We start from the raw sequence: 13819 nt of genomic DNA on the forward strand, positions 1-13819 counted from the left end.
CTGCGGGACGGCTGCCCGGTTGCCCGGAGCCCGCAGGGCGGCGACGCCCCTCGGTGGGTCGACCCGTCGGTCAGGCCGCCGTGCGCGAGCGCCGGTAGAGCACCCCGCCCGCGATCAGCAGCGCGAGCCCGGCCGGCGCGATCACGTCGAGGCCGTCCGCGCCCGTGAAGGCGAGCTGACTGACCCGGGCAGGCGCACTCACGGCCGCCGGGGCGACCGGTGCCGACACCGGCACGGCCGCCGCCGGCACACCCGTGCGGATGGTGCCACCAGGCCCCGCCTGGGCGGGTGGCGGCTGGATCGGCGTCGGAGGCTGCGGGCAGGGCGTCGGCGTGACGATCGGGGTGACCGGCGCGACCTCGTGGTTGGCGCAGTCGTTGCCCATGACCGGGTTGAGCAGGCCGATGACGTTGCCCGAGTTGCCGCAGAGGTTCACCGGGACGTCGACAGGGACCTGGCCCGTGTTGCCGGAGGCCACACCGGGCGAGTGCGAGCCGGCACCGGACGCGGAGCTGCCGGCGGTGCCGGTGTGGCTGCCGTTGCCGCTGTTGCTACCGGTGCTGCCGGTGTCACCGCCGGTGGGCTGGTTGACGCCCGGGCCGCCGGGGTTACCGGTCAGCGGGGGCATCCCCGGCATCCCCGGCATCGAAGGGCTGCCCGGCCAGGAACCCTGGGGCGTTCCCGGGCCGCTCTGTGTCCCCGACCCGCTCTGACCGCCGCCCTGCTGGCCACCGCCCTGCTGACCGCTCTGGCGACCGCCGCCGGGCTGGCTGCCGGGCGCCGAGGCGTTCCCGCAGTGGTTCCCGTAGGCCGGGTTCAGCAGCCCGACCACATCGACCGTGTTGCCACACACATTGATCGGCGCCTCCACCGGCACCTGCACGGTGTTGCCGGAGCCGACCCCCGGGGAGCCTGCCGCCGCACCGTCCGCGTCCGCACTCGCGTACGCATAACCCGCAGTGGAGGCCAGCACGCTGCCGGTGGCCACGGCCGTGAGGATCCCTTTTCTGGCAACCTGTCGCATAGGTACCCCTGACATGTGATGGTCGGAATTTCCGACGAAATCTTTTCCCGCCCACTAGGTAACGAGCCAGCCCCCAAAAGGTTGGCCCAAGCGGCCTCACCTCACTCGATCAGGTGGATTGAGCCGCGAAAAAGGGCGCCCCGTCGGGACGCCCCTCTTTCGGGTGTCGCTCTGCCGTGCGGCTGCGCCTACCTGTCGGCCGTCCGCCGGCCCGAGGACCTACCAGCCCGCCGGCCCAGCGTCAGCTGTTGAAGCAGGTGTCGCCGAACGCCGGGTTCAGCAGGCCGATCACGCTGATCGTGTTGCCGCAGACGTTGACCGGGACGTGCACCGGAACCTGGACGACGTTGCCCGACACAACACCGGGCGAGTGCACCGCGGCACCCTCGGCGCCGGCGGTCGCGTTGGCGGCACCCGCACCGGCCAGCATCAGCCCACCGGCCGCAGCCGTGACAACCGCGATCTTCTTGGCGTTCATCTTTCCTCCTGATCATCTGAGCGACCCGGTCCCCGAGCCGCCATAGGAGTGAACGAGGCTCTGCCAAATGGGGTACGCGACATGGAATCCATTCACCCGCAGCGGTGATGGATCGCTCTGATGAGCGGTCATGGAGAAAGCGGAAGAATCGATTCTTCCCGCCATGGATAACCGACCCGCTCGTCATCCCCTCAGATAAAAAGGCCCGCCCCAGAAGTCACTCGGACTTCTGGGGCGGGCCTGGCGAGGTCTGGCGAGGTCTGACGAGACCTGACGAGGCCTGCGTCAGCAGGCGTCGAGGAACCGGTCCAGCACCCGGACCCCGAACTTCAGTCCGTCGACCGGCACCCGCTCGTCCACCCCGTGGAACATCCCGGCGAAGTCCAGCTCCGGCGGCAGCTGCAGCGGCGCGAAGCCGAAGCAGCGGATCCCGAGGTCCTGGAACGACTTCGCGTCCGTCCCGCCCGACAGGCAGTACGGCACCGCCCGGGCGATCGGGTCCTCGGCCCGCAGCGCCGACTGCATCGCCTCCACCAGTGCGCCGTCGAAACTGGTCTCGATCGCCTTGTCGGAGTGCAGGCTCTCGCGCTTCACCCGCGGGCCGAGCACGCTGTCCAGCTCGGCCAGGAACTCCTCCTCGTACCCCGGCAGGAACCGCCCGTCCACGTGCGCCGTGGCCTGCCCCGGAATCACGTTCACCTTGTACCCGGCACCGAGCATGGTCGGCTGCGCGGTGTTGCGCAGCGTGGTGCCGATCATCTTGGCGATGCCGCCGAGGACGCGGAGGGTCTCGTCCATGTTCTCCGGGTCGAGCGGCACGCCGAGCGCGTCCGAGAGCTCGTCCAGGAAGGATCGGACCGTCTTGGTGATCCGCAGCGGGAACTCGTGCCGCCCGAGCCGGGCCACCGCCTCGCACAGCTCGGTGATGGCGTTGTCGTCGTTCATCATCGAGCCGTGCCCGGCCCGGCCCTCGACCGTGAGCCGCATCCAGTGCATGCCCTTCTCGGCCGTCTCGATCAGGTAGAGCCGCGCCTTGTCGTTGACGGTGAACGAGAACCCGCCGACCTCGCCGATCGCCTCGGTCACGCCCTCGAACAGATCCGGGTGCTTGTCCACCAGGTACCGCGCGCCGTAGGTGCCGCCCGCCTCCTCGTCCGCGAGGAACGCGAGCACCAGGTCACGCGGAGGCTTGCGCCCGGTCCGCAGCCGGTCGCGGACGACCGCCAGCGTCATGGCGTCCATGTCCTTCATGTCCACCGCGCCACGGCCCCAGACGCAACCGTCCGCGACCTCGCCGGAGAACGGGTGGTGCGTCCAGTCGTCGGCGTTGGCCGGCACCACGTCGGTGTGCCCGTGGATCAGCAGCCCCGGCCGCGACCGGTCCTCACCCTCGATCCGCACCACGGTCGAGGCCCGGCCCTTGGCCGACTCGATGATCTTCGGCTCCAGCCCGAACTCGGCCAGCTGCTCCGCCACGTACTCGGCCGCGGCCCGCTCGCCAGGCCCCGATCCGTCCCCGTAGTTGCTGGTGTCGATCCGGATCAGGTCACGACAGATGTCGACCACCTCCGACTCCCCCGTCACCCGCGACCCGCCGGCGCGCTCCGCATTCGCCTCGCTCACACCCACTCCTCGTCGTCTGGCCCCGCCCGGCACACCCGTCCGGACCGCCCCCGACCTCGCCGGGAACCTTTCGAGCACGGTCCCGCCATCCTCCCCCAGTCCCTGCCCCACCCCAAGGAAATCCCCCCAGAACCTCTCCGAACCCTCCCGTCCACCCCCCAGCCACCCCCACTCCCCCAGGCTTTTGGGCCCCTGAGCCGATCTTTGCTACAGTTATGCATGTCAGCGAGGCCGACGGGCCGAGCGGACCACCTAGTCCGGGTGGCGGAATGGCAGACGCGCTAGCTTGAGGTGCTAGTGCCCTTTATCGGGCGTGGGGGTTCAAGTCCCCCCTCGGACACACTTTTTGTACACGCTGCTTGGTTTTTGGGCAGCGGTCTTCGGCGCCCGTTCCTGGCCTTCGGCGAGGGACGGGCGTTCGCCGTTTCACGCCCTGCTCAGCGGGGTGTCGGCGCAGTGGTGGTCAGCCGATGGCGATCCTCTCTCTCGACGGTGTGTCTGCGGTCAGGGTTCGGCCCGCCGAGTCGTAGACAAGGCCGACACCGCAAGCCCGAAGCCACGCGACGACCTCCAGCGCGCTCGCGACTCCCACGGCCTGCTCGTCCGACCGGTCGGCGGCGAGCCTGATCCACAGGGCCGGCAGGCGCGGCAGGACCTCGTCCTCACGCACGTACGCGTTGCGCGGCCGGTCAGGATTGGGCGTAGTGGCGCTGGAGTGACCGTGGCGGCAGCGGTAGGCGGGGCGGCCGTGGGACCAGCAGGACTCCATCAGCCGACCGCACGGACCGCAGCGCAACAGCCCCGCCAGCACGTACTCACGCTCGGCCAGCGTGTCGCGTCGGGCGCGGATGCCCTGGACCGCGATGAAGTCGGCCTCACTGACCAGCGCGGGATGCGCCACGTCGGTGGAGATGACCCAGTCGTCGGGGGCGTTCCAGCGCATCACCTCGCGCGTGCCGAGGGTGGTGTTGGCGGTGTCGATCAGGTCGTGGTCGGTGCGCTGGCGGTTCCACACCTGGCGCCCGGTGTAGCGGGGATTGGCCAGGATCGCGCGCACCGTGGTCAGCGTCCACTGCTGCGCGCTGCGGTGCGGGTTGCGCTCCGGGTCTGCGACCGAGGGGCACGGGATCGCGGTGTCGTTGAGGGCACGGGTGATCCGGGCAATGCTGTGGCCGGCCAGGCGCTGGGCGAAGATCCAGCTCACGATCCGCCCGCACTCGAGGTCGGTGTCAAGACGCTGGATACGCACACCGCGGCGGGCCAGCGCCCGGTTCGGATGCGGTCCCGCATCCACGAGTCGATACCCGTAGGGCGGCCGGCCCCCGAGATAGCGGCCCTGGTCACGCGCTTGGACGGTCATGGCCGTGCGGACCCGGATGCGGGTGCGGGCGACCTCCCGTTTCGCCAGGATCCCGAGCAGGACCATCAACTCCTCGTGCCCGGCGACCTTCGGGTCAGCCGCACCGCCCAACTCTGGTATCCACACCGTGACGCCGTAGTGCTCGAACAGCGGAGCCATGACGGTGAACTGGTTCCCGTGAAAGGCCCGTTCGCTGGAGCCGATCACGATCGCGTCGAACTCCCGCTCCGGGGCGGCCATCGCAGCGAGCAGCGCGGCGGCCTCCGGTCGGCGCGCCCACGGCAGGGTGCGGCTGTGGCCGATATCGAAGAACTCCGCCACGATCCGGCCATGACCACTCGTCAGGGCCTGCGCCCGCAGCAACTGCCATCCCCGGGAAGTGACTGGATCTTGGTGGTCCTCCGTGGAAACCCGGCCGTAGAACGCGAACCGCACCCCGCACCGATCCCAGCGGCCCGCCTCGGGCCGAAGCTGACCGAACGCATCGGCCCACCGCAGCAACGAGCCAGCACGGTCCGCTGGAGGGCCCACTGCGAGCAGCGGAGGCGCTACGACTTTCACCATCATGGCCGACACCTCCACGCAGGCCGGGGCCCGCTCACCAACGACTGGGATATCCGCCAGCACGTCAGACACGCCAAAAAACAGCATAGTTAACTCGAAAGGATGAACATCACCGCGCGGCATTACCCCGGCCGAGGCCGACCATGTAGCGCAAGAGCCCCATCAGCAAGGAACCACGTCTCACGGCGATAGATATTTTGACACTCCGTCGTCAATTGGGTGACCGACCCTGCGCCCCCTTGCTACTCCTGGGTAGCCAGAACAGTCACCCACGAACGCGCAGCAGACGAATTTCGCAGTAATATTTTCGCCTTTCCTGCCTGCACAGACTGAGGGCGCCCCTAGACTGGTTCCCCACTGGGCCAGCCCATCCCTGACACGTCAACTACCCTGCTGTGAGTCGTAGTCGGAGATGCATTGCCCGGCAGCACGGGCAGTAGACGGTCGCGGCAAGCTCATGAGACCGCCACCGAGGGATGGGAATCCCATGATGCAGAGGAAGTGAACTTGAGCGGGGTTTCGAACGTTTCAACGCAGGTCCTCAAGATCGTTGCGTTGGTGCGAGAGGCTGCGCGAGGAATCACTCAAGCCGAACTGACAGCTCTGGCTGGGGTACGCCATCCGCGACTGCCCGAGATCCGCCTCATGCAACTCGTGGAACGCGCCGTGGCGGCGGAGTTGCTGCAGATCACCGATGGATGGATCACTGCAGTCGATTCCCCCGCAGTCCCCGAGTCCACGGCTGGCGTTGTGGAGGCTGCATCAGAAGCAACGACCGAACGCTGCGGTACCCGCTTCGCGGCCGTCGACCTGGAGAGCGTGGTACGGACTACGGCCATGGAGCCTTACCTGGAACGGCACGTCTACCAGATCGCCGTCGCGCGCTTCGGCAGCGACAGTGAGTGGGTAGCTGCCGCGCCACGCTGGGACTGCTTCGTGCAGCTCTCCTGCGATCAGGAAGAGATCCGCGACCCTGCGCTGCGGAAGCAGGTGCGTGACCACGGGGCCAAACCTGACGAGGCGTGGGCCGGGCTCTCCGCCCAACTCGCCAGCGCGGATGCCGTCGTCGCCTACAACGGTACCGGCCTCGACTTCCCCTTGATCCGGGAAGCGTCGATCCGCGCGGGCCTAGACGATCCGCTGGCTTCGTGTGCGCTGGTGGACGCGCTGTATCTCGCGCACGTCGTCTGGCCGGCCGCAGAGTCCCACCGCCTGCACGACCTGGCGAAGGAGGTCAGCGTCCAAAGCCGGGATCTGCGTGCGCACACCGCACCGGACGACGTCGCTCTCCTTGTACGGGTGCTTGCCTGCGCTGGCCATGAAGTAGCCTCCTGGCAGGCGAACTTGAGGAGCTTGCTGGCGGACGTCTGCGCCGGATCACCAGCCTGGCGAGTACTGTTACACCTGGCCGGGAGCGAGTCGGCACAGGACGACCAGGCCCAGCCGTGGGAACCGCATCAAGTGTCGCTGCTCCTCAGCAGCGAGCTCGCACAACACCAACCTCGACGAGTACCCGACGGCCAACCAAGCGGGCGCGCCAACGTCCACGTACCGGACCGCCTGCGGAATCACGACGGCGTGGTGGACCCGGGGTTACTGGCCGCATCCGTGCATCTGACCAAGGCCGAACAGCGGCCCGCGCAGCAACATATGGGGGACACACTCCACGCCTGGACCCGTGCGGGCACCTCAGGCCTCCTGGAGGCTCCGACCGGCACCGGGAAGAGCTACGCGGTGCTGGCGGCGGCTCTCGAATGGCTGGCCGGAGCCCCCGACCGGACCGCCGTCGTAGCCACGTTCACGAAACAACTCCAGAGCCAGATGGCCAGGGATCTCAAGGATCTCGACCGCGCCTTCCCCGGGGTACTGACTGTGGCCGACCTGGTCAAGGGACAGGCCAACCGCCTCTCCCTGGCGGCCCTGACCTCTGCACTGGTGGAGGCCACCCGGGCAGCCCCGGGAGCGGCCAGCAGCCGACGCCCTGTCGGCCATCCCCGGTTCCGCGAGCTGACGGCCTACCTGCTGCTGCGATTGCGGGCCTGTACCCATGCCCCACTGTCCTGGACCGCGCGTTCGGTGGATCCAGTCGACCTGCCGGCGTTCTTCGCCTCCTACGCCGGCCACGCGCTGCCGCTTTGGTTGGCTTCACTCTCCCAGCGCGATGGGGACTTTCGCCCCGGAGCCGACACGCCACTGGCGCCACACGCGGACACCGTGCGCGAGGCGATCGCCGGGCACCGCCTGGTGCTCGCCAACCACGCCTTGGTGCTGTCCCATCTCGACGACCTGCGCTCGCTCGGCCCGCAGATTCTCCTCGTCATCGACGAGGCCCACGAGCTTGAGAACGCGGCCACCTCGGCACTGACCGCGGCGGTGGACCACCGCGAGGTGGAGATGCTGCTCGCCGAGGCGGCGGCCTGGGTCAACGAGGCGCGTGCCGGCTCCGCCAGGGATCGCGCCGCTGCCGCCCTGAACGGCCTGGAGACCCTGCTGGCACACGAGCGCCTTCCCCATCTGGCTGCGCAGGCGTTCGACGCCCGGGCAAAGGGCGTCGGCGCTCGGATCGGCACCAGGACAGCCACTCTGGCCAGCCCTTTTTCCGGAACCTCCGGCACACAGGAAGCCCGCCGTTTCGATCGTCTGCTGGTCCAGCACGGCCACGCAATAGGCCAAGTGGCCGCCACGATCAGCCAGTACGTTGCAGAGCACTCAGCAACGCTGGACGCACTCGCGCGGGAGCGGGCGCGTGGCCTCACCGGCAGAGCCGACGACCTCGCCAACACGCTCGCCCGACTCGCGACCGACCTTGAGGCGCTGCTCCAACCGACCCTCACCCTCGACGATCAGGGTGGCTCTTCCAGGCCTTCCCGTGTGGTGTTTCTGGAGGAGCTGGGCGAGCCGGACATCAGTCCCCGCGCCTATCGGTTCCGCATCGCCTCCAGCCCGGTCGACCTGGTCGACGACCCCGAGTGGCAGCGCTATCTGCAGTCCTTCGATCGCGTCCACTACGTCTCGGCGACCCTTCGGGTCGGCGGCTCCTGGGACTTCATCCGCAACCATCTCGCGCTGGCGGCCAGCCTGCCCGCGCTGGCCCTGGACTCACCGTTCGACCTGGCAAACCAAGCCGAACTGGTCTGCTTCTCGGACTTCCCGTCCTGGGCAGAACAGGAGGAGGGGGCCATGGCAACCGTAGCGCACCAGCTCGGTGGCTATGCCGAGGAGGCGGTGCGGCCTCGCCACGACGGCGACGGCCACGACGGCGGCGCGATGGTGCTCACCACCGCTCGGGCGACCGCTGCCGGCATTGCCGACCGGCTGGAACGGGAGCTCCGAGCTCGCGTGCTGACCGCCCCGGTGGTCGGGGCGCTGCCGCTGGGCAACGGACGAGCGGTCACCGAGTTCACCGACCGGCAGAGCGGCGGCGGTTTCCTGGTCGGCACCAAGGGACTCTGGCAAGGCGTCGACGTGTCGGATGAGCACCGCCTGCGGCTCGTCTGGATCAACAAACTGCCGTTCGCGCCGTTCGCCGCTCCCGTCATCGAGGCCCGCCGCGCCGCGGTCCGGCAACGTGCGGAAGAGTCTGGTCACCCGGACCCCGACTCCGCAGCAACGGAGGACTACTACCTTCCGCTGGCAGCCCTACAACTGCGCCAGGCCGTCGGCCGGTTGATCCGCTCCGATCGACACCGTGGCGTGATCGTCATCAGCGACCGCAAGCTCGGTGGCCACACGGCACTTCGGCGCGCGTATCGGCGGTGTTTCCTGGGCAGCCTCGACGCGGGCCTGCTCAAGCCCGATCCGGCCACCGGGGAACCCTGCGGCGGCAACGTGACGACGATGACGGAGGGCTGGCGAAGGATCTGGGGGTTCCTGGCGCGACAGGATCTCCTTCCGGCCGCCCGCCTTGAGGAGTTGACCACGGACGATGCCCTCGATCGGCAAGCTCTGCTGCCGTACACCCGCCGCATCCGTGAACTCGCTCTGACAGAGCAGGAGACGAACCGACTGCGCGCCTGCGGGGAGCTCACCGAAGTCGTGCTGGAGCGGGCGGCCGAGATCGGCGGCCTGCTGGGGCTCTCCAACACACCCCTCTCCCTGAAGCCCGCCCAGCGCGCGGCCATCCAGGCCGTGACCGAGCGACGCAACCTCCTCGGGCTCCTGCCCACCGGCTTCGGTAAGAGCTTCACCTTCCAACTGCCCGCCCTGGTGCTGCCCGGGACGACCATCGTCATCAGCCCCTTGGTGGCGCTCATGCACGATCAGGCGCTCGAACTGAACAGGGCGATCGGTGGCGCGGTCCGGGCCCTGGTGTCACCGCTCCGCGAGTCCAGCAGCCGGGCCGGCAAGACGGAGGTCGCCGATCAGCTCCTCGGCCGCTACGAGCACCAAATCAAACTGGTCTACGTCAGTCCGGAACGGCTGTGCCAACGTCGGTTCCGCGAACTGGTCCGCCAGGCCGTCCGCTCCGGGCGGGTGACCCGGATCGCCGTCGACGAGGCGCACACCGTAGCGCAGTGGGAGGACTTCCGACCGAGCATGCGGCGCGCGGGCCGGTTCCTGGCCGAGCTGCGCAGTGAGTTCGGCCTCCCGGTCACAGCGGTGACAGCGACCGCCAACCGTTCCGTGCATGCGGCGATGCGGGAGAGCCTCTTCGGTCTGGCTCCCGAACCGCCCGCCGCCGGGTCGGCCCAGGAGCTCGACGAGGCCGCATGCGCGGATGTCCAGGGCGGCCTGGTCACCGTGCGGGAGAACCCCATTCGGCCCGAACTCGCCATCTTCCGCCGCTCGTTCCGCCAGGCAGGGCCGTCCACGGTGGTCGGCTTGGCCGAACGAGTGATCGACGCACTGGACGGGCACGCGATCTTCTACTGCCTGACCGTCAAGGAGGTCAACGCGCTACACGCTCACCTGCGCGAGTACGTCGGCGGTACCGGCGTGCGCGTATTGCGCTTCCACGGCCGGCTCACCGAGGCCGAGAAGACCGCCGTGATGCACGAGTTCCGCGAGGCACCGCGGCAAGGCGCGGAGGGCTTCGCGCCACTCGTCACCGTGGCCACGTCCGCGTTCGGGCTTGGGGTCAACCGGCCCGATGTGCGCACCGTGTTCTGCGTTTCACCCCCCACCGACCTCGCCGCCCTCTACCAGCAGATCGGTCGGGCCGGGCGCGACGCCGCCGGTTCTCCCGCGGTGGCCGCACTGACCGTCAACACCGCTCTCGCCCTCGCGACGAGTCGTGGGCTGCGCACGGTCCGATTCATGACCGGCCAGGATCTCGCAGCGTCGTTGCTCCGACGGATGGGCCAGGCGGTGCTGGCTGAGCACGGCAGCTTCGATGCCATGAGACTGGCGGAGGCACTGGTCGCGGCCGACGCCGACGCCGGATTGCTGACCGATGACGAGGTACGTCAGAGCCACACCCTGGACCGATACACCAGCGGGGTCATGCGAGCCTTCAGCGCCCTCGCGGATCTGGGCACGGTCACCGACCTGGGCGACTTCCCGCCGCTCTGTACAGTCAAGCCCGGGGACTTCCAACAGTGGCCCGCCGTAGTCGATGAAGCACAGGCCGGCACGGTGCAGTCCGGACTGGAGCGACGCATCGTGGCAGCGGTCCTCGACCGGCCCGACCGCGCGCGTTTGGCGGTCGACGCACTCGACCTGCACCTCGCCGAAAGCATCAACGGCTACCGGGAGTTCGCCGACGGCCCGGCTGGAACCTGGGAGATCCTGGCCGACCTGCACGACCGGGGGCTGCTGGACGTCTCGGCCGCCCCCAGCCGCAGGCTCGTCACCGGTCTGTGCATCCGCCAAGACCGGCTGCCCGCTGGGTTCTCTGCGCTGGTGGCCCGCCGTTCGGCCCGGGTCGCCGAGGAGTTGGACCTCCTGCAGCAGTTCTTCCAGGACTCCACGACCTGCTCACAGCGCAAGTTCGCCGACTACTTCGGTGTGCCGGTTCTTCCGGAAGGCTGCTGCACGGCCGCCCCCTGCAGGTGCTCGGCGTGCTGGAGCAGCCCCGACTGGCCAGTCGCCGATCGCCGGCCCGCCGTCGCGCAGGCATTCGAGAGCGCCTCGCCCCGCACGGGCGGAGGCGCCGACGGTGTCGCCCGGCAGCGCCGTCTGGACCAGCGAGCCCACCGACTCGCCGGTGTGCTGTCCCAGGGCATCCACCCGCGCACACTCTGGCATGCACTGCGAGGTGAGGAGGCCTCGTATGATCCGCTGCGCAGACGCCTGGTGCGGTTGCCCCGCCCGCTGCGCGAGAGCCCCCACTTTGGCGGACGGGCCGACCTCTCCTTCCCCGAGGTGGAGCAATGCATTCGACGTCTGGCGGAGGCGGGCGCAGTGGTCCCGACCGCGGACGGCCGATGGCAGGCACGACAAGCAGCCACAGTCGGTACGTCAACAGTCCGACCACGAAAGGTAGATGAAACCGCGTGATCCTGGCTCCACCCGCACCACCGCCAGCCTGGCGACCGTATATCGATGAGCCGCTGCTCACACCAGCCATGGCCGATGGCTTGGGCACGCCGCGCGGCTCCGAACTCGATCAGCTGCGCCGCTACCTGACTGCTCTGGTCGCCGCACGGCAGGGTCCCGTGCACGTCAACACCGCCTTCAATGCTCTCTACTTCGGCTATGACGTGACCGGAGAGGGCTACGGTGGCAGCCCCCTCGACCTCGACGACTTTCCCGTCGTCACACTCGGTGGGAGGATCCCGGCGCTGCCGGTGGGTGCCATGGTTCGCATCGCCACTGGCGCGTACCCGCTCTACGCGGAGATCGTCTACAAGGAGGGCCGGCATCGTGAGACCAGCGTGCTGGGCGACGTGCCTGCCTGGGTGTCGGGAGCGCCGGCCGGGGCCGAGGGGCCCGGCCAGGTCTGTCAGGACGACAGGCCTGCTCGGCGGGAGGCCCTGATACCCGACCTGGAGGCGTTCGGTGACGCCCTGCGGCCGACCCTCGCGCAACTCACCAGGTTCCGAGCGCAACAGCGCTGGCTCGACCAGGCCGGCCACCTGGTCGTAGACGCCGTGTACCCCTCGACCGAGGCGGCGGCACAGGACGAGTCCTCCGCGTTCGTCGACTACTTGCTGACCGAGGCCCGTGCACAACTGCTCAGCCCTGCCGTGCCAGTGCCCCTCCCGGACCTGGTGGGCAGCCAGGACGAGGGGGCCATGCGCCGAGGTGTTCAGCGCCTGCTCCACCTGATCCGGACGGTCCTCGAAGCCGAGGGGTCGCTTCGTTCGTGGGGCCCGTACACGATGTCGCGAAGCGAGCTGTCCGGCTGGCTCGGCGCTGGCGGCGCCCTCGGCCGCGACGACATGAGCACCCTGGCCAGCGTCCTACAGCGGGCGGTCCAGCCGACGGTCAAGCGCCGGTTCGGCATGGAGACCGCCGCCGCCAGGTACACCGCGATCGGTCCGCGACTGCGCTCGTTCGACGGCGCGGACCAGTTGCTTGCAGGTACCGGCTACGCTGCGGCGGTCTGCCGGGCGAACCTGGCCATCGGGGACGTCATCAGGGGCGAAAGCGAGAACGGGCTCTTCGAGAACGGGATCCAGGTCGCTCTGGACGACGCGTTCGAGGGCGGCGGTGTCTGGCGCTCGCACACCCCGGACGCCGCTGGGGACTGCGGCTCGCCGCTCATCCCAGCAGGCCTCGGCTGGGATGGAACGGTCCAGCCAGAGATCTCGCGACAGACCCAGCCACAGCCCCAGCCACAGCCACCGACCTCGGTTCCGGAGCCGCCCACCGTTCCCCTCGACATCCCGCTGGAAGACGCGGAGCTGAGGACCAGCGAGTTCCTGCGGATCACCAACAGCGAAATCGTCTGGCGGCTACCGCTGCGGCTCTGCCACCTGATGGACGACTACCTCCCTCTCAGCCGACTCGTCGCCGACGAGCTCCGCACATTCGGGACGGGGCCAGTCGTCGTGCGTGTCGAACTCAGCCATCCCGGCGGGGACCTGGACGATTCCGAGACCGTCCAGGACACGACCGCCGAGTTCATAGGCGACTCAGGCCGTCTGAACGGCATCACCTGGCCGCTGGACTTCTTCCCGGGCCTCCAGCTGTACGCCCTGTGGCCGCGTGGCGGCCGCGTCATCCGGATCTCCACCGTCCCCCTGGAAGAGCCCGTCCTCGTGGACGGGCACACGATCGGGCATCGCTACGACGCCGAGGTGTTCACCCGGGAGAACGCCCCGGGAAGCTCCCGCGGCGGTGATTCCGCTGCTGGTCTCACCTCACGTGACTTGGTCATGCGGTTCATCCGACGGTGCGGTCTGCTCACGCCCGACGGCCACGCCCTGCTGGACCGGGCGGCGCTGCCCACAGCCGTCTACGGCATGGCCCCCGCCGCACCGCAGGTCGCCGAGCTGGCAGCCGCAGTCGAGGACTTGCTCGCGGTCGGACGCCTCTATCGTGCCACTGGCAGCCGGGCCTCCGACGGCCGCCCGCACCATCCGGCCCGCCCGGGCGAAGCGAAGATTCCGCTCGTCGGCTACGACCCCGCCCCGGTGCCCGCGCCGCGGAACACCACCCAGGACAGCAGCACTCCACCGCAGTGGTCGACCACGCCGATCACTCTCCACCAGGTCCACGGCTTCCTCAGACGGCTGGGCCCCAGCAGCGTGCCCAGCGATGCACAGCGCGCCGCCTACCGCGACCATTGCCGACGGCTGGGCAAGGCCGACGGCTGGGAGCTACCCGGGGGGTTCACTTTCGTCACCGCGCACACCCGAGGCCGCTGAGCAGTTCGCCACACCCC

The 13819-nt window shown here is 69.4% G+C and carries 6 protein-coding genes and 1 tRNA gene; 3 read left to right on the top strand and 4 right to left on the bottom strand.

Going from position 1 to position 13819, the window contains the following annotated elements; genetic code table 11:
* Positions 1 to 70: 70 nt before the first annotated feature.
* The 3 genes from OG403_RS08305 to OG403_RS08315 form a co-directional block, all read right to left on the bottom strand.
* Positions 71 to 988, bottom strand: coding sequence for a chaplin (locus tag OG403_RS08305; RefSeq protein WP_442910881.1), 918 nt, complete (start codon positions 986 to 988; stop codon positions 71 to 73).
* A gap of 277 nt (positions 989 to 1265) precedes the next feature.
* Positions 1266 to 1502 (bottom strand): chaplin, encoded by a 237-nt coding sequence (locus OG403_RS08310; protein ID WP_329562731.1) that lies wholly within the window; start codon positions 1500 to 1502, stop codon positions 1266 to 1268.
* Positions 1503 to 1787: 285 nt separating this feature from the next.
* Entirely contained in the window at positions 1788 to 3125 is a 1338-nt protein-coding gene (locus OG403_RS08315) for a M20/M25/M40 family metallo-hydrolase (RefSeq protein ID WP_329562733.1), read from the bottom strand.
* 255 nt (positions 3126 to 3380) lie between these two features.
* Between OG403_RS08315 and OG403_RS08320 the strand changes: the two genes are divergently transcribed.
* Positions 3381 to 3465: transfer RNA gene (locus OG403_RS08320), tRNA-Leu, on the top strand.
* A 123-nt stretch (positions 3466 to 3588) separates the two neighbouring features.
* Here the strand turns inward: OG403_RS08320 and OG403_RS08325 are convergent.
* On the bottom strand, positions 3589 to 5121 hold the full coding sequence (locus tag OG403_RS08325) for a recombinase family protein (RefSeq protein ID WP_329562735.1): 1533 nt from the start codon (positions 5119 to 5121) through the stop codon (positions 3589 to 3591).
* A gap of 435 nt (positions 5122 to 5556) precedes the next feature.
* Here OG403_RS08325 and OG403_RS08330 point away from each other — a divergent pair, with 435 nt between their 5' ends.
* Both OG403_RS08330 and OG403_RS08335 read left to right on the top strand, forming a co-directional pair.
* Positions 5557 to 11487 (top strand): DEAD/DEAH box helicase, encoded by a 5931-nt coding sequence (locus OG403_RS08330; RefSeq protein ID WP_329562737.1) that lies wholly within the window; start codon positions 5557 to 5559, stop codon positions 11485 to 11487.
* Positions 11488 to 11555: 68 nt separating this feature from the next.
* On the top strand, positions 11556 to 13802 hold the full coding sequence (locus OG403_RS08335; protein WP_329562739.1) for a hypothetical protein: 2247 nt from the start codon (positions 11556 to 11558) through the stop codon (positions 13800 to 13802).
* Positions 13803 to 13819 lie beyond the last annotated feature (17 nt).

Source organism: Kitasatospora sp. NBC_01266 (genome assembly GCF_036242395.1).
Taxonomy (GTDB): domain Bacteria; phylum Actinomycetota; class Actinomycetes; order Streptomycetales; family Streptomycetaceae; genus Kitasatospora.